The following is a 23093-nucleotide window of genomic DNA, read 5'->3' on the forward strand; positions in this document are numbered from 1 at the left end:
TGCTAATTAAAATAGGGTACGCTTTACAGTAACTATTATTCTGCTGAAATAATAAAATAAAAATGACTCTGCGGTATCTGTTTGCGTCAATATCGTAGGACAAGCGAAGACTGTTATATTCGGTACATCGTCTGGAATTAATGCTACTTAATGTTGCGTCAAACGTCCTTATATCGCACAGATTTCTGAGCGTACGATAAAGCGTTTGCCTTCAGGGATTTCTAACGAAAAACTCGCACCGCGCCCATTGACGACATCAATGGTGAGATCCGTATGTTGCCATAGATTGTATTGTGCCTTACCCATATAAAATGGACAGCCAGCAAGCTCACCAACCAACACATCCTGACCACCCACTTTGAACTCTCCTAATGGATAGCACATGGGCGAGCTACCGTCACAGCAGCCACCTGATTGATGAAACATCAGCTCACCGTGCTTAGATTTCAATAGCTCAATTAACGCTTTACAAGATTCTGTTGCTGCCAGTTTCATATCGTACTCCTTCTTATGGCCCATCCATGGTTTATATAATTGCTCTCTAGTATCAGTATGCCACAGTCAAATCAAAAAGGTCGCATCATCTTCAGACACATCACAACTGGCATATGACTAAAAAGATACGACCTTCGGCTGATAATTGACAGTTGGAATAACTATGTAATAAGCTTATAACACTGTCATTTTACTATCCGTTATTGATTATAGTCGATGACGATACGACCTTCGATTTTGCCATTACGCATCCGCTCAAAAATATCATTGATGTTCTCTAACGGCTCAGCTTTGACGGTCGCTTTGACTTTGCCAGCCGCTGCCATATCTAGCGACTCTTGTAAGTCAAGACGTGTGCCAACGATAGAGCCGCGTATGGTGATACCATTGAGTACAGTATCAAAGATTGACACCGGGAAGTCGCCAGTGGGGAGCCCGTTACATACTAAAGTACCACCGCGACGTAACATGCTTAAGGCTTGATCAAAAGCTTTTGATGATACTGCAGTGACTAACACGCCATGAGCGCCACCGATTTTTTCTTGTAGCAACTCGCCTGGGTCTGTATTTTTGGCATTTACCGTCACTGTTGCCCCCAGCTTTTTGGCGAATTCAAGTTTTTCGTCATCAATATCAACAGCAGCAACATTGAGCCCCATGGCAATGGCATATTGTACAGCCATGTGACCAAGGCCGCCGATACCTGAAATAACAACCCAGTCGCCTGGCTTGGTGTCGGTCATTTTAAGACCTTTATATACCGTGACGCCCGCACATAAAACAGGGGCAATCTCAATGGAGTCGACACTCTCAGGAATAATGCCAACATAGTTGGCATCTGCAAGGACGTATTCTGCAAAGCTACCGTTCACTGAGTAACCAGAGTTTTCTTGCTTTTTACATAAGGTTTCCCAGCCACCCAAGCAATGCGTACAGTGACCACAAGCAGAGTATAGCCATGGCACACCAACGCGGTCACCTGCTTTGAGATGAGTTACGCCGTCACCGACCGCCGTGATCACGCCAACACCTTCATGGCCTGGGATAAATGGTGGGCTTGGCTTAACAGGCCAGTCCCCCTCAACCGCATGCAAATCAGTATGACAGACGCCTGAGGCGTGCATTTTGACAACTATTTGCCCAGCACCTGCGGTTGGAATGTCGACTTCTTCGATTTTTAAGTCTTGACCGAACTCATGTAATACAGCGGCTTTCATTTTGTTAGTCATAATAAGCTCTCTTTTATGGGTGATTGATAAATGTTGATATAAAAAGTTGTTGCGATATTGCATTCAAAATATGCAAACACCTTATTTTGAACGCAAGACTGCTACAAATTTTTCCTGCTGTGCGCCTAAGCGCATTAGAGGATATAAAAATTCGTCTCAGTTTTTTATTTAGATCGTTGTAGCGAGCGGGCTATGTAACACTTGTGATAACCCGCTCCATGATTAGGAATGATGGTTTAGAAGAAGCCCATTTTTTTCTGACTGTACGACACCAGCATGTTTTTGGTTTGCTGATAGTGGTCGAGCATCATTAAATGGTTTTCACGTCCGATACCAGATTGTTTGTAACCACCGAACGCCGAATGTGATGGATAAATATGATAGCAGTTGGTCCATACGCGGCCTGCTTGGATACCACGTCCGAAGCGATATGCTTGTGTACACTACGTCCATACACCAGCGCCTAAACCATACAAGGTGTCATTGGCAATCTGCATGGCTTCGTCATCGTCTTTAAAAGTAGTCACGGCAAGGACAGGTCCAAAGATCTCTTCTTGGAACACGCGCATGTCGTTGGTGCCCTCAAAGATCGTTGGCTTGACGTAGTAACCGTCTGTCAAGTCGCCATCGTGCTTAGCTTGCTCTCCGCCGACGAGCACTTTTGCGCCTTCTTTTTTACCGATGTCGAGATAAGATAGAATTTTCTCTAATTGATCTGAGCTGGCTTGCGCGCCAATCATGGTGTCGGTATCTAATGGGTTACCCATCTTGATGGCTTCAACGCGGGCGATACAGCGTTTGATGAACTCATCATAGATGCTCTCATGAACGAGTGCCCGCGATGGACAGGTGCAGATTTCACCTTGGTTCAGCGCGAACATCACTAGACCTTCGACCGCTTTGTCCAAGAAGTCATCGTCCTCATCATAACATCGGCAAAGAAGATGTTAGGGCTTTTGCCACCAAGCTCTAACGTCACTGGAATGATGTTTTCGCTCGCGTACTGCATAATGAGGCGGCCAGTGGTAGTCTCACCAGTGAAGGCAACTTTATTGATACGAGGGTTTGAGGCAAGTGGTTTACCCGCTTCGACACCAAAGCCATTGACGACGTTTAGCACGCCCTTTGGCAAAATGTCAGCGATACCGATGGTCTCTAACATGAACAGAATAGAAACTGGCGTCTGTTCGGCTGGCTTTAGAACGACACAGTTACCAGCAGCAAGGGCAGGTGCTAGCTTCCAAACGGCCATTAGGATAGGAAAGTTCCAAGGAATGATTTGACCGACGACACCAAGTGGCTCATGAAAATGATAAGCCACAGTGTCTTCGTCAATCTGACTGATACCGCCTTCTTGTGCGCGAATGGCGCTGGCAAAATAACGGAAGTGATCAATGGCTAGAGGGATGTCGGCTGCGAGTGTCTCACGAACAGGTTTGCCGTTTTCGTAACATTCGGCAATCGCAATCGCTTCTAGGTTGGCTTCCATGCTGTCAGCAATTTTGAGTAACAAGTTGGCACGTTCAGTAACACTGGTCTTGCCCCATGCGTCTTTGGCAGCATGCGCCGCGTCTAGGGCTTTTTCGATATCGGCTTCTTTTGAGCGGGCTACTTGGCAAATAGTTTTACCATCGATGGGGCTTGTGTTATCAAAATACTCTCCATCGATAGGAGCGGTCCACTCACCATTAATAAAGTTATCGTATTTTTCGCGGAACTGAACAGGGCTACCTTCCGTATTGGGATTTGCATACAGCATGAAACACTCCTTGTTGTGTTGTTTGTTTTATCGGATAATACAAGCGCAATTTTATCTATCCTAATATCTGTTATCGCAAAACAATATCAGTTGATGTTGTGATTGATTAACATCAATTGCTCTCTGTACACGTTTCATACTACTCGGCTTCTGCTGATAATCATACTAAAATTTTATAATGACTGATGAGTTAACACATAACAGGAAGTTTGCTTTAATGGCCATGATTTTATTGCTGTAAAGCCTAGAATGCATAGGCTTGGTATTTATGATCAAAGCAGATACTTTACGGACAAAATTAAAAGATAAGCTATTGATTTTTTGCATTTATAAAAAAATAAAGCATTTTTTTATCTATATTCTATTGACAATTGTTTATTTTATTGTCGATACCTCAAGGTTGCACAGCCCGCAAATTTTAGGTGATTTTAGGCAAATGTTGCGTTTTTTTCCATTATGATGATAGTTTTATTATTCTCTTTTTTCACATTACTGGCTGGTTTGAATCTATGCGTCAATCTTCTGCTCTCGATATCTTAAAAACAGGTCAAAATGTCTTTTTAACGGGCTCAGCAGGCTCAGGTAAGACCTATACGCTCAATCAATATATTGATTATCTACGCGCTCGCCGTGTGCCTGTTGCGGTGACTGCCAGTACCGGTATTGCTGCCACACACATGAACGGCACAACGATTCATAGTTGGTCGGGTATTGGTATCAAGGATGAGCTGTCTGATCGAGATTTGACAAATTTATCACGCAAGCAGTTCTTAGCAGACAGACTAAAAGACACGGCTGTGTTGGTTATTGACGAAATATCGATGCTACATGCCAAGCAGCTCAATTTGGTCAGCCAAGTCCTCAAGCATGTCCGCAAAAATAACAAAGCCTTTGGTGGTATACAAGTCGTTGTCGCAGGAGACTTCTTTCAGTTACCACCGATTGGCAGTAAAGGTGAGACGAATCGTGAAAAATTTGCCTTTATGTCTGAGGCGTGGCTCGATGCCAAGTTCCATATTTGCTATCTGTCAGAGCAGCATAGACAAGTCAGTGACGCGGCGAATGGCGGGCTTGATCTAGATGATATTCTCAATCAAATCCGTCGTCAGGAAGTGACGTTTGAGGCGATTGCCGCTTTAGAGAACACGCATGACCAAAGCGTCGATATCAAGCGTACCCGTCTGTATACCCACAATCTCAATGTCAATAAAATCAATGACAAAGAGCTGGCTGCGCTCGACGGTGAGATGATGCGCTTTGAGGCGACGACCACTGGCGATAGCAAGCTGGTTGAAACCTTGAAAAAAACCGTACGTACGCAAGATGAGTTGATTCTAAAAGTTGGCTCAAAGGTCATGTTTATCAAAAACAATGCTGAGCTTGGCGTGTCTAATGGGACGATGGGTGAGCTGATTGGTTTTGCTGCCGTCAAAGTGGATGACAGTAAAGACAACAGTGAGGCATTGATCGAAAATAACATTGATGCGGACCGTGAAGATACTGACGAAACCACGGATAAACAGACGACCAAGGGTAAAAAAAGCGCTGCTAAAAAAAGAAGCCGATAAGCCAAAAGCAAAGAAAGCGGCGACGCAAAAAAATGCCTGTCGTGCGGCTTAATTCAGGACGAGAAGTCATCGCTGAACCTGAAGAATGGATCATCGAAGATGAAACGGGCGATGTGCTGGCAAGTTATTTACAAGTACCGCTCTGTCTAGCATGGGCAATCACCATTCATAAATCGCAAGGCATGACCCTTGACGCGGCTGAGATTGATTTATCGCGTACCTTTGAGCTTGGGCAAGGCTATGTGGCCTTGTCACGTCTCAAGTCGCTGGCAGGATTGCAGCTGCTGGGTATGAATGACATGAGCTTGCAACTTGATCCATTAGCACGCGGCGCAGACAAGCGATTTTTGGTGCTGTCTGACGAAGCTGATGCCAACTATGCCATGCTCGATGAAGAAAGCATGCAGCAGGCACATGAGAAGTTTGTCTTAAAGTCAGGTGGTACGCTCAGTCAATCCGTGATTGATGCCTATGCCGCGCTGCAAAAAAAGCGCCGCGAACAGCAGCAAGCGCAAATAGATAAAAAGCAAAAACAGGGCAATCAGGTCTCTGATAAGTCAGAAAGCACCTTGCGTGCAACCCGAGTGTTATTGGAGGAGAGTTTGACCATTGCGGAGATTTCAGAAGCACGTCAATTGTCACAATCGACCATCATGCGCCATATCGGTGAGCTAAAATCACAAGATCCGAGTCTTGCCTGCGATCATCTGCGTCCAGATGATGAGGTGATGACAGCCGTAGGTAATGCCTATGTCGCCATTAAAGTCGCCAATAATCCAAATGACTTCAATGATGACGGTAGCATCAAGCTGCGTCCGATATATGATCATCTCAAGCAAAGCATTGACTACAATACCATTCGCCTCGCATTGATTTTTATCACCCCATAGTTTTGCTGCCTATAATTTTATTGCCTATAACTTTGTTACCTTTATTTTTATAGGCTTTAATTTTACTATTTTTTAGTATTCAGCAATCATTAGCGCACTCAACGTGATAACGCTCAGTTTTTACCCCCATTTATAGCGATACCCTTTATGTACGATGTTATGCCTGATTTTTCGAGCGCTACTTATCAATTGACCTCTGACCCGATAGCGGCGACGTATCGTACCACTGGTGAGCACTCACAGCCATTGAGAGTGGCTATCAATGGTTTTGGTCGTATAGGGCGCAATGTACTTCGTGCTTTGTTAGAGCGCTTTGAAGTGTTGGGCCGCGCGATTCATGTAGTGGCAATTAATGATTTAGCGCCAGCGGATATCTTATTGCATTTATTGAAGTTTGACAGCACACATGGCCGCCTCAGTCGATTAGGGGTAAATGCTGAAATTGTAGAGAGTGAGTCAGTTGATACGAGCAAGACTGAGCTCTGTCTGACTAAGAATAATCTAACTTACTGTATCAATATGCTATCAGAGCCTGATCCCAAAAATTTACCTTGGCAGTCGCTAGGGGTCGATGTGGTTTTAGAGTGTACTGGGCATTTTCGCTCGTATGAGCAAGCGACGCTACACATCCATGCAGGCGCACAGCAAGTAATCATTGGTGCAGCACCATTCGATGATGTGGATGCCTGTATCGTCATGGGCGTGAATACCGATGCGCTCACGCTTGAGCTACCGATTATCTCTAGTGTTTCTTGTACCACGCAGGCATTGGTGCCGTTGATTTATACGCTAGATAAGGCATTTGGTGTGCAGTCCGCCATGATGACAGAGATTCATGCAGTCACTGCCGATCAGACAGTGCTGGATCAAGCACATCGAGATCCAAGACGGGCGCGCGCTTCTGGCTATAATATTATCCCAACGACATCCAGTAGTATCGCTGCGACAGAGCGGGTGCTACCAGCCATGGTCGGCAAGATAAATGGGCATTCGATACGGGTGCCCACTATCGACGTGGCTGCGATTGATGTCACCTTTGTGTTTGATACGCCAGATGTCGATGTCGAGACAGTGCGAGAAGTACTTAAATCTGCCAGTCAGGCGCATTTGCATGACATTATGGCTTATACCGATGAGCCATTGGTATCTAGTGACTTTATCCATCAGACTGAGTCGCTTATCATTGATGGGCAACAGCTTATGCAAGTGGGTGGTCAATATAAGGTTTTTGCATGGTATGATAATGAATGGGGTTATGCCAATAGGTTGCTCGATATGTGCTTACATCTGGCCTCAAGCAAGCGATAATGCACCAATTTACAAGCATTCGAAAATTAATTGGATTTTTTTAGTTTAGGGGCTTGCATTATAAAATGATATCTATATAATGATGCACCAATGGAGACGTGGCAGAGCGGTTGAATGCACCGGTCTTGAAACCGACAAGGGTTAATAGCCCTTCGAGAGTTCGAATCTCTCCGTCTCCGCCAAATTCGAAAAAGCCCCAATCAGCAATGATTGGGGCTTTTTTTTATGGTATTGATAAAAGTATTAATCAGTACCTTCTACTTCTATAAAATCTTCAATAGTAAGTTGTACAGCTACTTCACCAATGAATTTTCAAATTCGATTGTCTGATCGTCTGCTAAGACGAGCGCGCCTTTATTAATCTCGATAGTGATGCCACTAGCATTTTTGATAGCACGCATGACATTGATATCCTCAATGCTGCTTTCAATAATGATCTTGCCGGATTGTTCTGGTGCGATAGGTGGGTCAAACGTTGTCAAAGGCACATTAAAGTTTTTGCCCTTTGTCAGGTTGGCATCCTTCATGGTCAGCGTCCCTTTAAAGCTTTTTATCGCGGCTTTGCCATGATTGGATAGCATAAACTGCATTTTGACTTGATTTAAGCTATCGCTATCACTGGTTTTCACTGGGAGCAGGGCGACAGGATACATCTGTGCAGTAGCGTTCGCCGCCTGACCTTTGACGATTGGGCTTTTCTTGCCCGTTGGGTTGTTTGGATGCAGACGTTCATATTCACGCTGTTGTATTAGCGCTTGCTTAATAGTGGTACGCGGCATGGCTCCTGATTCATAAGCGTCGCTCAATTTCATACGCAGCATATATCGGCTGAGTACTTGTTGATCGGCCTCAGACAACTGCTCAAAAGTTTGCCCTAACTTTTTTTGCCATTGGTCAGAATCTGTCGGTATGGTTGTTTTACTTGGATCAGTCTGCGGCGATGAGCAGCCAGTCGCAATCACTAGCATTGCTACCGTCATGGTTGAAAACAAAGTTTTGTTGAAACGCTGATGTAAGCCCGTCATCGTACCCCTCCTTGCAGATCTTTATTATGTTGAAACCTTATAAATAGTCGCGACTATATGCTTAATATACCTTGTTTAAACATCTGTTGTGTTTAGTTATGGCTAACTAAAACCGCAAATATCGCAGAGTATTTAAAAAAATATGTACTGAGAACTAGATGGAAGCAGGGAGTAACAAGAAGAGAGTTAGAGAAATATCAGTAATGCTTTAACTTTTATAACAGCCACAAAAAAGACCAAGCTCGCGTTAGCAAACTTGGTCTTTTTTTATTTTCATACTATTTAGCAGCGATACTATTAATTGTTTAATCGTTATCTTGTAACTCAGATAGCGGATGAGTGATGTTGTTATTGTGCGTCACTACAATCGCTTCATCAATAATATGCTGGCTAACACCGCGCTTACGTAGCGTTTCGATGAATACTTCATCATGGGCAAGCGTATAATCCTGATGGTCACGATCCAAGCCCTGACGAATATAAAGACGAATAAGCCCTTGAATGCGCTTAAAGCCTAAGTCTGATGACGTCGTTTCTAATAGACCAATCATTTCTTCAGACAAACGAATACTAATCGGGCGCATGATTTTTTGCGGATGATCAGAAAACTTATTTTTTATACGTACAGGTATCATAATAAACCATTACTTTTAGTGAGTAAGAGCGAAGCACTCAAACAAAAACGAACCCAATCAAAACTAATCTTACCATACAACAAAAATGTCTAAAAGAACACCACAGCCGTGCTAATATTATTAGAAGTAAATATAAAAGACGCAGCAATAAAAAAACCTCCATCAAATTATGATGAAGGTTTTTAGTATATGGCTCTCCAACCTGGGCTCGAACCAGGGACACACGGATTAACAGTCCGTTGCTCTACCAACTGAGCTATTGGAGAATAGCTGGTCATAACAGCAAGTCATTGATGCTTTATATTAAAGCAGTTAATTAGCTTGTTTGCGTTATGTGGGGCACATTTTAGCCAAGTCACTACAGGCTGTCAACCTTATTATGCGTTTAATTATAAATATTATCGCAATTATTGAAAATTAACGCCAATCCCTTATCAGATAGGCTATTTCAAGGCAGAACTTAATAGAAAATGACGATAAATGTGTTTTAAAAATAAAATGTGCTTTAGAAATAAAAATTATTTTCAGAAAATTTTATATGGCACCTAGACAAACGATAAGAATATAGAACCAGACATCGATTCGGCAAAGTAAAACTGGATTTGATGCTTTGTATTTTTGAATATAAAGGTGGTGCGACACCGTTTGACACAATAAAGTTGCAAGACAGCCCTTCACATTGGCAGTAGTGTTCTATAAAATACCGACCATGTGGTTTCTTTGCTATGTTTTTTCATAGCATGCGTTGAACAAAAGCGGGTGTTCTAAAGATGAGTCCTACTACGATTGCTTATGGTTACTTAGCCATTGCCATCATTTGTGAAGTGATTGGCACTACTTTTTTGATGAAGTCAGAGCAGTTCACACGTCTGGTACCGACGCTCATTATGTGTTTACTTTATGTCATCTCATTTTATTTGCTGGCTCAGACGCTCAAGACCATACCGCTAGGCATTGCGTACGCACTGTGGGGCGGGCTTGGGATTGTGCTGACATCACTCGCTGGTGTGGTGCTATTCAAGCAAAGTCTTGATACAGCAGCAGTGGTCGGTATCGCGATGATCGTCGGCGGTGTTGTTGTGATGAACTTATTGTCTAATTCTGTGGTGCATTGATATGGAAAATGCTTATAAGCGTAAAAAAAACAGCCAGAAGTCATTCGTCGTGCGTTGTTAGATCAGGCAGCACGTATCACATTGGAGCAAGGCTTATCTAAAGTGACGTTTCAGGCAGTCGCTGATGCGGTTGGGGTGACAAAGGGTGGTGTAATGCATCATTTTTCTACCAAAAACGCACTCGTGCTAGAAGTCTTCAACGATGCAATGGCTAAGTTTGAGGCAGAAGTAAACGCAGCAATGGCTGACGATCCTGTTAAGTACGGTTCATTTACCCGCGCTTATATAGATGCCACTATCAGCCTCGGCGAGCAAGGACAGGAAGAATACGATAATCAAGCGACCTTATATGTGCTGATGCTAGGTGATAGTGAGCTGCGTGAATTATGGGCTAAATGGGCGAATGAGCAACTTAAAAAACATGCGGCAACGGATAATACCGAGACATTATGTATGGTTCGCCTTGTCGCTGACGGTATTTGGCTCTCAGACTTTTCAGGTATCGATATCGCAGACAAACAGTCATTGCGCGATCGCTTGATAAAAATGACACAACAAGACTTTGATTTGTAAAACGTTGCTGATTTATAAAATAATTTTTAATTCACTATTTAAAGACTAAATTTCGAAACTTAACTAACGACGATATTATTCGGCTTCAGTACTTTTACATAGTTACTTTTATATAGCTACTTTTGCCAATCGTCCTAAGGAGAATTTATGACTGATTTTAATAATTTGACAGATATTATCGATTTAGACCAAGTACAAACAGCTTATATCAACGGTCGTTATCTAGCGGTTGATAAGTCGCTGATGACTTTTGAAGATATCAATCCAGCCACTGGTGAAGTATTGGCAACGATTCAGCAAACCAGCAAAGAGCAGATTGACGAGGCGGTAAAAGCCGCACATAAAGGTCAAAAAGTTTGGGCGGCGATGACAGCAGTTGAGCGTGGTCGCATTTTATCAAAGGCTGTTGAGATATTGCGCGATCGCAATGATATGTTGGCACTACTTGAGACCAAAGACACAGGTAAAGCCTACTCTGAGACGAAGTATGTCGATATCGTTACTGGCGCTGATGTCGTTGAATACTATGCAGGTCTGGCACCGATGATTGAGGGTCGTCAGATTCCATTGCGTGATACTAGCTTCGTCTATACTCGTCGCGAACCACTTGGCGTGGTCGCAGGTATTGGCGCATGGAACTATCCGATTCAAATCGCGATGTGGAAAGCGGCGCCTGCACTGGCTGCTGGTAATGCGATGATTTTTAAACCATCAGAAGTGACACCATTGACGGCACTAAAACTGGCAGAAATATTGACAGAAGCTGGATTGCCAGATGGTGTGTTTAACGTCGTACAAGGTAACTATGAAGTGGGTCAGGCGCTAACTGAACACCCAGATATCGCAAAAGTATCGTTTACTGGTGGCGTACCGACTGGCAAGAAAGTCATGTCGAGCGCGGCAAGCTCATCTCTAAAAGACGTAACTTTAGAGCTTGGTGGCAAATCACCATTGATCGTATTTGATGATGCAGATATTGATACCGCTGCTGACATCGCTATGATGGCCAACTTCTACAGTACTGGTCAGGTATGTACCAATGGTACGCGCGTATTTGTCCCGAAAGCGCTACAAGAAAAATTTGAGCAAGCGATCTTAACCCGTGTTGAGCGTATTAAGCTAGGCGATCCTATGGATGAGAACATCAATATGGGTCCACTGGTTAGCTTCCCGCATATGGAGCGCGTGCTTGGCTATATTGAACAAGGTAAAAAAAGGCGGCGCACGTCTGCTAACAGGTGGCGAGCGCGTTACAACAAACGAGCTTGCAAACGGCGCATTTGTCGCACCGACAGTATTCACTGATTGCACCGATGATATGACTATCGTACGCGAAGAAATCTTTGGCCCAGTGATGTCGATATTGACGTACGAGACCGAAGAAGAGGTTATTCGCCGTGCCAATGATACCGATTACGGTTTGGCAGCTGGGGTTGTGACTGCAGATCTAAAACGCGCACATCGAGTCATCGCTCAGATCGAAGCTGGTATCTGCTGGTTGAATACATGGGGCGAGTCGGCAGCACAAATGCCAGTAGGTGGTTACAAGCATTCTGGTATCGGCCGCGAAAACGGTATCGAAGCGCTCGAACACTATACTCAGACCAAATCTATCCAAGTAGAGTTGGGTGCGTTTGAATCTGTCTTTTAATCAATCTTATTGAGAAAAACGAAGCCAGTAAGGTTGCTTATCAGCTTTTATTTAGCCTTTTTAGGACACCTTACTGACCCTAAACGATTTATGTTTTTTCAATATTATGGAGTATGTTATGACATCAACCACACCTGAGTATGACTATATTATCGTCGGTGCAGGCTCAGCAGGAAATGTGCTGGCCACACGTCTGACCGAAGATGCCAATATTAAGGTACTGCTGTTAGAAGCAGGACGTCCAGACTATCGTTTTGACTTCCGTACCCAAATGCCAGCTGCACTTGCTATGCCATTGCAAGGGACGACTTATAACTGGGGTTATAAGACAGATCCTGAGCCATATATGAATAACCGTGTCATGGACTGTGGCCGCGGCAAAGGGCTAGGTGGCTCATCACTGATTAACGGTATGTGCTATATCCGTGGTAATGCGCTAGATTTTGATGATTGGTCTAAAATAAAAGGCCTATCAGACTGGACGTATTCTGATTGCCTGCCTTATTTTAAAAAGCTAGAAAACTGTGACGCTGGCGAAAATGACTATCATGGCGTGGGCGGTCCTGTTGAAATGACCACCTCAAAGCCAGGGGTTAATCCACTGTTCCAAGCTATGATTGAAGCGGGCGTACAAGCGGGTTATCCATGTACCGAAGATCTAAACGGCTATCAGCAAGAAGGTTTTGGTCCGATGGATCGCTTTGTGACGCCTAATGGTCGCCGTGCTTCAACGGCTCGCGGTTATCTTGACCGTGCCAAACCACGTAGCAATATTACGATTTTGACAGGTGCATTGACTGACGTAATTTTATTTGACGGCAAACGCGCTGTCGGTGTCAAAGTCGAACACGACGGCCAGACCAAAAACTTTCATGCCGCTCGCGAAGTGATTGTCTCATCTGGTGCGATTGCCTCGCCGCAACTACTGCAGCGTTCAGGTATCGGCCCTGGTCAGTGGTTAAAAGACGCTGGCGTGACTGAAATATTGGATCTGCCAGGTGTTGGTAATAACTTACAGGACCATCTAGAGCTGTATATGCAGTATGAATGTAAACTGCCAGTGTCAATCGCGCCTGCCAATAAATGGTGGAATAAGCCTGCGATTGGTGCAGAATGGTTATTCAACGGTACAGGTCTTGGTGCATCTAACCAATTCGAAGGTGGCGGCTTTATCCGTACCGATGAGAAGTTTACCCATCCAAATATTCAGTATCATTTCTTGCCACTAGCTGTACGCTACGATGGTCGCAGTGCTGTGAAATCGCATAGCTTCCAAGCACACGTTGGCTCACTGCGCTCACCAAGCCGTGGACGCGTCAAACTAAAATCACGTGATCCAAAAGCACATCCAAGTATCTTGTTTAACTACATGTCGCATGATCAAGACTGGCAAGAGTTCCGTGCTGCAATGCGTATCACGCGTGAGATCATGCATCAGCCAGCGCTTGATCCTTATCGTGGTCGTGCGATTGCACCGACCGATGATCTGGTCACCGACGCCAGTTAGATGAATACGTACGCAATCATAGTGAGACGGCTTATCATCCATCTTGTACTTGTGCGATGGGTGAAGATAACGATTCGGTAGTAAACGGCGAAGGTCTGGTACATGGTATTGATGGCTTGCGAGTCGTCGATGCGTCTATCATGCCCAATATTATCAGTGGTAATCTCAATGCTACAACTATTATGCTCGCCGAAAAAATTGTCGATAAGATGAGAGGCGTACAGCTGCCACGTTCAACGGCAGATTATTACGTGGCCAATGGTGCACCGCTGCGCTCAGAGCCAATGCGCGATTATCTCTCGACGGTGTAGGCTGCGATATAAGCCTGCATATAGGATACTGAATAAATAACGATATGAGAAAATTTTAACCAAAAGGCCTTTCCAAGTAGAGGCCTTTTCTATCAGCGCTAACGTATTAGAATAATGAATACCGTTCAGGTTGAATTTGTTTATAATTTTATTAGCTTTTTATTTATTGGTACTGCTTTGTCCGTCATGCGGTTGGTTCCACGTTATACGGTTATAGATCATCAGTCTACTATTAGACGATGCCGGACAAAGCAATATCGGACCCTGTTTAATTTATCTATTGAGGTCTTTTATGTACAGTTCGCCATCACAAGATGTGACGAAACCTCTGACCCTAAACAAAACCGTGTTTATGGGCTCAGCTATTATTTCTATTTTATTGATAATCTGGACCATCGCTTTTCCAGATTATAGTGAGGCCTTGCTGAGCGCGAGCATGACTTGGGTATCAGACAAGTTTGGCTGGTATTATATGTTGGTGGTTGCCGCTTATAGTATCTTCGCGTTGTTTGTTGGTTTTTCTAAGTACGGTGATATAAAGCTTGGTCAAGACCACGAAAAAGCGCAATTTCCATTTTTAGCGTGGGCGGCCATGCTGTTCTCAGCGGGTATTGGTATTGACCTGTTGTTCTTTGGTGCCTCTGAGCCTTTGATGCATTATTTGACCCCTCATACAGGCCTAGAGCCTGCTAGTGCTGAGGCCATGCGTGAAGCGCTTGCTCAGACCTTCTTGCACTGGGGTCTACATGGTTGGGGTATTTATGCACTAATCGGTATGGCGCTGGCTTACTTTGCTTATCGCAAAAACATGCCACTCGCGCTACGCTCGCCGCTAACACCGATATTCGGTGAACGCTTAATCAAAGGTTGGTTAGGCGATGGTATTGATACCTTCGGCGTCGTCTGTACGTTGATGGGTATTGCGACCAGTTTGGGTATTGGGGTATTGCAGGCCAATGCTGGCTTGACCCATGTGTTTGGTATCGAATCTAGCAAAACGGTTCAGGCGCTCATCATTGTGGGTGTTGTCGCGGCTGCTGCTATCTCTGCGATGACAGGTGTCGAAAAAGGTGTTCGTCGTCTATCTGAATTCAACATGTTGTCGTCAATACTGCTGTTGCTTGCCATATTGGTAATGGGCAATACGGTGTATCTATTAAATACCTTTACTCAAAATATCGGTCAATATTTCCAAACCATCATTTATAAAACCTTTGACGTTTATGCTTATGACGGTGCTGCTGGTGCCGAGTGGAAATCTTGGTGGACGATATTTTTCTGGGCATGGTGGGTTGCTTGGGCACCATTTGTAGGTCTATTTATTGCACGTATTAGTCGTGGCCGTACGTTACGCGAGTTTGTATTTGGCGTGATGTTTATTCCGCTTGGGTTTATTTTTGCATGGTTCTCTATCTTTGGTAATTCAGCGATAGACTTGGTTGCCAATGGCGCAACAGAGCTGGGTGAAATTGCGGTCAATGATGCGGCAATGGGCATGTTTGCGCTGTTTGAATACTTCCCTTACAGTGAAGTATTGTCATTTGCTGGTGTGGTTATTGGTCTTATTTTCTTTGTGACTTCTGCTGACTCAGGCGCGTTAGTACTAGCGAACTTGAGCTCAAGAGGTATGACCAATGATACCGATGCTCCTGTTTGGTTACGTCTGTTTTGGGCAGCAGCGACTGGTCTTATTACGTTAGGACTGCTATTTGCAGGTGGTTTTGCCTCATTGCAATCTGTTTCTGTCATTGCAGGTTTACCATTCTCTATTATTCTTGTGCTCTACATGATGTCTATGTGGAAGTCGCTAAAAGAAGAAGGCAATAAGCGTAAAGCAAGTACAATCGGCACGGCAAATGTGTTGGACAGTGGGAAGAGCTGGAAAGCGCGCTTGCAACGTATTGTGAGTTTCCCAGGACATGCACAGGTTGAAAAATTCTTGCATACGGTCGTGATGCCAGCGATGTCTGAGGTCGAAAAAGAGTTTAAAGCAGGTGGTCTCAAAACTTCTTTGGATACCAAAAACCTTGCCAGTATCGGTGAAGGTATCGATGCAGGCATGGACCAAGATAGTGGTCAGGTAGACGGTCTAAAACTGCGTGTCGGTCATGGTGATGAAGATGACTTTATTTATGAAGTCAATCTGATTAAAGCTCATCGTCCTAACTTTACATTGAGCACATCTACCAAGCATGCAGAGTACTACTACCGTGCGGAAGTGTTCTTAAGTGAAGGCTCGCAAGAGTATGACTTGGTTGGCTACTCAAAAGAGCAAGTATTGGTTGATATCTTAAATCAGTACGAACGTCACTTGCAGTATCTGCATTTAGAGCGTTAATCAGGCACACTTTTTAAGTAAAACTATTAGTAAAAATGTCCCCATAAGTTGAACGCAGCTTATGGGTTTTTTTATGAATAACCATTTATAAATAACTATCGTTTGGGTTGAGGGTATATCCCAAATAAGTGGCAAACAAGCGCCGCAAATATAAGGTAAAATTCATTAAGATTAAATTGATCGACTGATACGCATCTACGTATTAGCAAAGGATACATTTGTGACCAAATTAAAGTACATAGCGCATTACTCAGAACAGATTCAAACTCAAGCTGCTCAGCTTATCAGTGATGGTAGGTTGGGCGAGTATCTGGAAAAAAAGTACCCAACTCAGCATCAAATCCAAAGCGACAAAGCGCTTTATCAGTATATAAATGAGATAAAAACCCAATACATGCGTAAGATTGGTCAGCTATCAAATGTCAGCTATAGCAGTAAGCTCAAGGTTTTAAAGCATGCCCTAGGTATTCATACGACGCAGTCGCGCGTACAGGGAAGTAAGCTCAAATCGCACAACAGCATCACGGTAGCCAGCTTGTTTCAAGACGCGCCGCCTGAGTTTTTACGCATGATTGTCGTGCATGAGTTGGCACATTTTAAAGAGCATGACCATAACAAAGCGTTTTATCAATTATGCTGCCATATGGACCTGAGTATCATCAATTTGAGCTGGATACGCGGCTTTGGTTACACTGGCGAGAGTTGTAGCCATAATATAGTCAAGTTTATATAAATCCGCTACATCGTCATCCTCGCTAAGCATACTAATGTATAACTTGCACTCGGTTGCCTTGTGCTGCTTTTAAATTGAATCGACTATAGTATGAATAGCAACCTGAATAACGTTCGTAGTAATGTTAATAACAGCCATATAAATATCGTGTTCTTCTCTGTAGCAATCATCTGAGCCGATAGGGCGTGTCCTCAATTCAATTGATCATATCTAAATGGGCTAAAAATGGCTAAATTTTGCCAAACATCGTTAAATAGCTGGTTAATATCCCGATATGATCTGCGCTATTTTCCTTGTTTGACTGCAATTTATCTCATTTTTATCACCATTTTTAAAATGAGGACACGCCCTAGAATTACGTTATAATCCTAACCACATACGATATAGTCCATAAAAGGTTGTAAACAATGATCAATACTAAAATATATAAAGCCATTTACACCTTAGCCGAAGAATTATTAGAAGCGGATCGCAGAGGCAATCAAGAGAAATTTGATTCGCTATATGCTGAACTAAACGCCATTTGTACCGACAATGAAGGCACTGACAAAGACCACCCAGAACAATGGGAAACACTGGCTGACTTTACTGAAGATTTGGACGCAGCACTGGTGATTTATGACAAAGCATTGGCCAAGCTACTGCCATTAATTCAAAAGATCATATGTCATCGATTGCTTTTTCTATGGCGGTGCTACAGCTTGAGACAGGCGAAAGAGAAGCTGCTATCCAAAGTCTGCAAAATGCCAAAATCACAGCCAATAAAATAGAAGATAAAGAGTTCAAGGTTGAGATTGATGAGATGCTTACGAAGCTATTGGCAGAGTAGTTTGGTTTATAGTCAATCCTCTATAAATTGGGGACGGTGTCAGTCTGGCTCAGCCTGCTATTTGTAGTACTTTCGCTCGGCTTCCTTGTATCCAAGTTATATTGAACCGATTATAAATAGGGTAATCCGATATGCAAGACATACCTGTGGTAATCGTTGGTGGTGGGCTGAGTGGATTATATGCCGCCTTTTTATTAGAGCAAAAGGATATAGCTTATAGACTGCTAGAGGCGCGTGATACCTTGGGTGGTCGCATTGCAGTTGCTAAATATTCAGATGCGCATATTACTAATAACAATACTGATATTGACCAAGCAGAATCAAGTGCCGCGTTCGACTTGGGTCCATCTTGGTTTTGGCCTGATTATCAAACGCAATTAAGTAGTCTGGTTGAATCGTTAAATTTATCACGTTTTTCGCAGTTCGAAGAAGGCGATATGATGGTTGAGCGCGCTGCCAATCAGCCACCTGTGCGTATGCAAGGTTATAAAAGTGCACCACCTTCTGTGCGTCTAGTCGGTGGTATGGCCGCGTTGACTGATGCGCTATATGCTCGCTTAGATGCTAGTTGCATTATGACTAGTCAAACCGTACAGCAATTAAACAGGACGCCTCAACATATCGAAGTACAGAGTGAAGATACTTCTGGACATGTGACCGGACATATGACGACGTTCCGAGCGCAGCATGTGCTACTTGCGTTACCGCCTCGATTGGTAGAAGGTCGGATAGCATTTCAGCCAACGCTACCTCAAGACTTAAGTGAACAGTGGCGCGAGACAGCCACTTGGATGGCGCCTCATGCCAAATACGTCGCTGTTTATGAGTCACCATTTTGGCGAGATGCTGGTCTCTCGGGTGCCGCACGCAGTGCGATAGGGCCGCTCACTGAGATACATGATGCTTCTACGTTAGAGGGCGATGGCGCGTTGTTTAGTTTTTTTGGCGTTCCTGTTCAAGTGCGACAGAGCGTTTCTGATACGGTGCTAAAAGAACATTGCCGTGCGCAGTTAGTGCGACTATTTGGTGCGCAGGCAAGTACTCCAAAAGCTGAATATCTTAAAGACTGGGCAAAAGATCCATTAACAGCGATGCCTGCTGATGCTAGCGGTAACGGTCAGCATGTAGTAGCACCGCCGTCCAAACCAAAAACAGGCGTGTGGCAAGACTGTCTAACAGGTTGTGGTAGTGAGTGGTCAGCGCAATTCCCTGGCTATGTCGCTGGAGCAATTGATGCAGCAACCGTCGCTGTACAAAGCCTACCTGCTACCATTTTGCGCCAGTAGCTACGAGGGTGCTGTTGTAAGCTATCATAAAAGCCATTCAATATGACTAAGAAAGTTCGTCATCCTATAGGATAGTCGATGAATGATTCGCTCACACAAAAAAAACTTCTCACAAAACCACTTGGCTGATACCTTTTGTTTGTCTGCTGGCAGGTGGGGCATTCACTGGTATCTCGACCAATGTGGCAAAGTACGCTATCGATGTCGGTCTCACCCCATTAGGGTTTTTGTTTTGGTCGATTACTGGCGCTGCTGTTATTTTATTTATGACAGCGCTCATCAGAAAAGAGCTTCCTCCTCTTAATGCTCGCAGCTTAGAGTATTACTTTGTCGCGGCGCTGGTCAGTGTCGCGGCCGCCAACTTACTATTATTCTCTGCCATTCCTCATGTGGGCGCAGGTTTCGTCGCCTTAATCCTCTCATTACCGCCACTGCTAACTTATCTTGGCGCGCTGATACTACGTATAGAGCAATTTTACATTGTCCGTGCGCTTGGGGTCATCGCAGCACTCATCGGGGCAGGAGCATTAGCCGTGCATAAATTCTCTGCGCCAGATTCTAGTGTGTTTTGGATTTTAATCGCGCTTTTTGGTCCAGTGCTACTCGCTATTGGCAATATATATCGGACGTTACGCTGGCCTGATAATGCGTCTTCTGGCGCACTCGCTCCAGGTATGTTGATTGCGGCAGCGCTGCTGCTAGGTTTATTCAGTATGATGTCAGATTTCTCTATTGCTGTACCTTTAGAGAATTGGCTACCGCTAAGCATGATAGCTATACAAGCATGCGTATTTGCTGGACAGTTTTTACTGTTATTCCTATTACAAAAGACAGGTGGGCCCGTGTTGCTGAGTTTGTTAGGTGCGGTAGGAGCCATTGTCGGCGTACCCGTCGCTATTTTTTTGCAAGGGGAGAGTCCACCAGAAGGTTTATTTTTAGGTGCTACGTTGATAGCCATTGGCGTGGTATTAGTGACATGGGGCGGCGTAAAAATAGCAAAAGTAAAATAAGAGATTTAATAATTGTGTATTAGGCGATAGAACCATTAAAGTCATTATGTCCCTGCGAGTACCTTTTATCTCGTTCTGATTGTCAGTAGGTGGGGGGTTAGCACCTAGATGGCCAGTATCCAGATTATTATCATGTGGGTTATCAGTACTCGCTATAACTCAATAATTGGTTACGATTAACTTAAATCAATTTTTGTGAATACGACAAAAAAGGAGTATAAGTATCGTGGTTATTGTCGTCATGGACTCAGGCTATGAATGCAGCCACGCGTTATCGATTATTAAACAATTTTACGATTCTTATTAGTGTCATCGGGGTAGCGATTGCCTTGTTAGATAGTGGTTTTACACTACCAACGTGGCTCCAACAAGTATTCCATATTTTCTATTTGGTCATTATCTTCCTTAGTTTTATGGTGACCGCTGGGCGTTACATCTATACCAAAAAGCCATTAACGCTTAATAAAGTCGCCGTCTTTGACGCACTGACCAGCATTGCCATTATCATTTTATTGACCGCGCATTTTACGGACTTAGTACGTTCGGGCCTATCTGCTGCCGTTGATGGCTTTGTCGCGATAAAGATAGCGGTGTTTGTCACCTTCGTCCGCGAACTCTCCGATCACAATTTCAATCTCAATCGTACCTTTCTACACCCTGCGCAGTTTTTTATTCTGAGCTTTTTAGTCGTAGTGCTGGTTGGTGCATTGCTATTGATGATGCCCAATGCGACGACGCAGCCGCTGTCTTTTGTTGATGCGCTATTTACTGCGACCAGTGCGGTCTGCGTAACAGGCTTATCGTAGTGGATACTGCCACCTATTTTACGACTTTTGGCCAAGTCATTATTATGGGGCTGATACAAATTGGCGGTTTGGGTATTTTGACCTTTGTGACCTATTTTAGTTATTTTTTTTAAGGGTGGTGTCAGCTATGAGACACAAGCCAGCATCAGCGAGATGTCTTACATGCGCGGTATGGGTGATGTGGTGTCGACACTCAAGTCTATCTTATACGTCACGTTTGCTGTCGAGGCGGTAGCGGCTGCGCTGATTTATATCAGTATTTATGATATACCCAATATGGATTGGTCTGAGCAGTTATTTTTTTCAGTCTTTCATGCGATTTCTGCTTTCTGTAATGCTGGATTTTCTACATTCAGTGCTGGCTTGTACGATGATTCGCTACGTTTTAATTATTCGCTACAGCTAATTCTGGCGATGACATTTATCTTCGGTGGTATGGGTTTTACCATCGTGGTCAATGTGCTTAGGTATTTACGTTATCGTGCTCAGCGGCTGATAAATCGCCATGACCAACGCTATATTTATCAGCTTGGTTACTTAATATCAATAGCCGCATTACTTTGATTACTACAGGTGCATTACTGCTGGTCGGTCTGATTGGGGTGATGATATTTGAATACAATAATGTGCTCGCTGACCACACGAGCTTCCTCGGTAAGCTAGTGACAGGGTTCTTTACGGCGGCTACCCCGCGTACGGCAGGGTTTAATGTCATTGATATGGGTGAGCTGACTTTTCCAACGGTGATGCTGACGATATTTTTGATGTGGATTGGTGCGTCGCCAAACTCGACAGGTGGTGGTATTAAGACCAGTACCTTTGCGATTGCGCTATTGAATACATTGAGCCTAGCTCGTGGTCAGACCAAGATAGAGGTGTTTAAACGGGAGATTGCTGAGATTTCCGTTCGCCGCGCATTTTCTATTATGTGGTTGTCACTACTGGTCATCGGTACGGGCGTGACGCTCATCAGTTATGATCAGCCAGAGCTTGATTTGATTAAAGTAGTATTTGAGTGCTTCTCAGCTTATAGCACGGTGGGGCTAAGTTTAAACCTGACAGCAGACTTATCAGATTTTAGTAAAATAGTGGTTTCGGTCATTATGTTCGTTGGCCGCGTTAGTATGCTGACGATATTTATCGCACTACTCAAAAACATGCGCCAACGCAATTATCGCTATCCTACGGAAGAGATTACGATTAACTAATCCGTCGTAAACAGTTAATTAAACCGTCGTAAACAGACTATGTCATTCTTAATAAATAGCAAAAAAATACTAAAAAAAGGTTGTTTAAGTTATGAAGTACATCATCGTAGGACTAGGAAATTTTGGTGCATCGTTAGGATCGGCATTGACCAGTCAAGGGCATGAAGTGATTGCTATTGATAGTAGTATGCAACGGGTTGAAGCGTATAAAGAAGTGATTTCGCATACGCTGTGTATGGATGCCACGGACGAGTATACGGTTAGCGGTCTACCAATCGTTGATACCGATATTGTCATCGTGGCGATTGGCGAAGATCAAGGTGCCAATGTCATGGCAACAGCGCTATTTAAAACGTTAAAAGCCAAACGTTTGATCAGCCGTAGTATCAATCCGCTACACGAAAAAGTCCTGCAAGCTATCGGCGTGGATGATTTGATTCACCCTGAAAAAGAAGCGGCCAATCGCTGGGCCAAACGACTGTCGTTACGCTACTTTGTCGATTCGTTCGAATTGAGCGATAACTTCAGCATGGTAGAGATTAAGATTCCAAATGTGCTGATTGGTAAGACTGTCGACGACTTACAGTTAGAGCAAAAGTTTAATCTCCGATTGCTTAGTACGTTGCGCTATGAGTATTATGAAGACAGCTTTGGTCGTACGCAGAGCAAGCCTAGCATCCAAGGTTTGGCAACGCTGAGCAAGTACTGCAAGAGCGCGATGTACTGGTGATTTATGGTGCCAACAAACACATCAATCAGTTCTTACGTAGTGTGGGTGTGAAAATAAAATAGCAGCTTGTCATCGCAGTGATACCAG

Annotated in this window: 15 protein-coding genes, 2 tRNA genes and 5 pseudogenes; 16 read left to right on the forward strand and 6 right to left on the reverse strand. The window is 43.9% G+C overall.

All coding sequences use genetic code 11. The annotated features are described in order from the left end of the window. Positions 1-168: 168 nt before the first annotated feature. The 3 genes and pseudogenes from TT11_RS07255 to TT11_RS07265 form a co-directional block, all read right to left on the reverse strand. Positions 169-495: a DUF779 domain-containing protein gene (locus TT11_RS07255; RefSeq protein ID WP_101206326.1), complete on the reverse strand. Its 327-nt coding sequence runs from the start codon at positions 493-495 to the stop codon at positions 169-171. Positions 496-695: 200 nt separating this feature from the next. Then, positions 696-1724 carry an alcohol dehydrogenase AdhP gene (adhP, locus tag TT11_RS07260; RefSeq protein WP_261869811.1) on the reverse strand — a complete coding sequence of 343 codons (1029 nt, stop codon included), beginning with the start codon at positions 1722-1724 and terminating at the stop codon, positions 696-698. A gap of 236 nt (positions 1725-1960) precedes the next feature. Further along, positions 1961-3483: pseudogene (locus TT11_RS07265) on the reverse strand (aldehyde dehydrogenase family protein). Between the two features lie 509 nt (positions 3484-3992). Here TT11_RS07265 and TT11_RS17185 point away from each other — a divergent pair. The 3 genes and pseudogenes from TT11_RS17185 to TT11_RS07280 all read left to right on the forward strand — a co-directional run bounded on the left by TT11_RS17185 (position 3993) and on the right by TT11_RS07280 (position 7431). Next, positions 3993-5941, forward strand: a pseudogene (locus TT11_RS17185) (AAA family ATPase). Between the two features lie 159 nt (positions 5942-6100). After that, positions 6101-7249 (forward strand): type I glyceraldehyde-3-phosphate dehydrogenase, encoded by a 1149-nt coding sequence (locus TT11_RS07275; protein ID WP_261869862.1) that lies wholly within the window; start codon positions 6101-6103, stop codon positions 7247-7249. 92 nt (positions 7250-7341) lie between these two features. Continuing rightward, positions 7342-7431 (forward strand) — tRNA-OTHER (locus TT11_RS07280). Positions 7432-7542: 111 nt separating this feature from the next. Here TT11_RS07280 and TT11_RS07285 read toward each other — a convergent pair. The 3 genes from TT11_RS07285 to TT11_RS07295 form a co-directional block, all read right to left on the reverse strand. Next, positions 7543-8274: a hypothetical protein gene (locus TT11_RS07285; protein ID WP_261869812.1), complete on the reverse strand. Its 732-nt coding sequence runs from the start codon at positions 8272-8274 to the stop codon at positions 7543-7545. Between the two features lie 305 nt (positions 8275-8579). Then, on the reverse strand, positions 8580-8909 hold the full coding sequence (locus TT11_RS07290) for a hypothetical protein (RefSeq protein WP_057761113.1): 330 nt from the start codon (positions 8907-8909) through the stop codon (positions 8580-8582). Between the two features lie 190 nt (positions 8910-9099). After that, positions 9100-9175, reverse strand: a tRNA-Asn gene (locus tag TT11_RS07295). 504 nt (positions 9176-9679) lie between these two features. On the opposite strand from TT11_RS07295, the gene TT11_RS07300 reads away from it, so the two are divergent. The 13 genes and pseudogenes from TT11_RS07300 (at position 9680) to TT11_RS07360 (ending at position 23006) form a co-directional block, all read left to right on the forward strand. Further along, positions 9680-10024 (forward strand): multidrug efflux SMR transporter, encoded by a 345-nt coding sequence (locus tag TT11_RS07300; protein ID WP_261869813.1) that lies wholly within the window; start codon positions 9680-9682, stop codon positions 10022-10024. A 54-nt stretch (positions 10025-10078) separates the two neighbouring features. Next, positions 10079-10597, forward strand: coding sequence for a TetR/AcrR family transcriptional regulator (locus TT11_RS07305; RefSeq protein ID WP_261869814.1), 519 nt, complete (start codon positions 10079-10081; stop codon positions 10595-10597). A gap of 147 nt (positions 10598-10744) precedes the next feature. Then, positions 10745-12248: pseudogene (gene betB, locus TT11_RS07310) on the forward strand (betaine-aldehyde dehydrogenase). A gap of 118 nt (positions 12249-12366) precedes the next feature. Further along, a pseudogene (gene betA / locus TT11_RS07315) lies at positions 12367-14066 on the forward strand (choline dehydrogenase). 292 nt (positions 14067-14358) lie between these two features. Next, complete coding sequence (gene betT / locus TT11_RS07320) at positions 14359-16404, forward strand: choline BCCT transporter BetT (RefSeq protein WP_191114027.1); 2046 nt, start codon at positions 14359-14361, stop codon at positions 16402-16404. 220 nt (positions 16405-16624) lie between these two features. Beyond that, positions 16625-17137, forward strand: a complete 513-nt coding sequence (locus tag TT11_RS07325; RefSeq protein WP_261869817.1) for a M48 family metallopeptidase — start codon at positions 16625-16627, stop codon at positions 17135-17137. A gap of 407 nt (positions 17138-17544) precedes the next feature. Further along, positions 17545-17966 (forward strand): annotated as a pseudogene (locus TT11_RS07330) (tetratricopeptide repeat protein). Between the two features lie 131 nt (positions 17967-18097). Continuing rightward, positions 18098-19252, forward strand: a complete 1155-nt coding sequence (locus tag TT11_RS07335) for an FAD-dependent oxidoreductase (protein WP_261869818.1) — start codon at positions 18098-18100, stop codon at positions 19250-19252. 182 nt (positions 19253-19434) lie between these two features. Beyond that, complete coding sequence (locus tag TT11_RS07340) at positions 19435-20262, forward strand: EamA family transporter (RefSeq protein ID WP_370587817.1); 828 nt, start codon at positions 19435-19437, stop codon at positions 20260-20262. A gap of 254 nt (positions 20263-20516) precedes the next feature. Then, entirely contained in the window at positions 20517-21068 is a 552-nt protein-coding gene (locus TT11_RS07345) for a hypothetical protein (protein ID WP_261869821.1), read from the forward strand. A 153-nt stretch (positions 21069-21221) separates the two neighbouring features. Continuing rightward, positions 21222-21632 carry a potassium transporter TrkG gene (locus tag TT11_RS07350; RefSeq protein WP_261869823.1) on the forward strand — a complete coding sequence of 137 codons (411 nt, stop codon included), beginning with the start codon at positions 21222-21224 and terminating at the stop codon, positions 21630-21632. Beyond that, complete coding sequence (locus tag TT11_RS07355; protein ID WP_261869825.1) at positions 21629-22276, forward strand: potassium transporter TrkG; 648 nt, start codon at positions 21629-21631, stop codon at positions 22274-22276. Before TT11_RS07350 ends, TT11_RS07355 begins: the two co-directional genes overlap by 4 nt. 91 nt (positions 22277-22367) lie before the next feature. Continuing rightward, positions 22368-23006 (forward strand): TrkA family potassium uptake protein, encoded by a 639-nt coding sequence (locus TT11_RS07360; RefSeq protein ID WP_261869827.1) that lies wholly within the window; start codon positions 22368-22370, stop codon positions 23004-23006. Positions 23007-23093 lie beyond the last annotated feature (87 nt).

The organism is Psychrobacter sp. JCM 18901, from assembly GCF_000586435.1.
Classification (GTDB): Bacteria; Pseudomonadota; Gammaproteobacteria; order Pseudomonadales; family Moraxellaceae; genus Psychrobacter.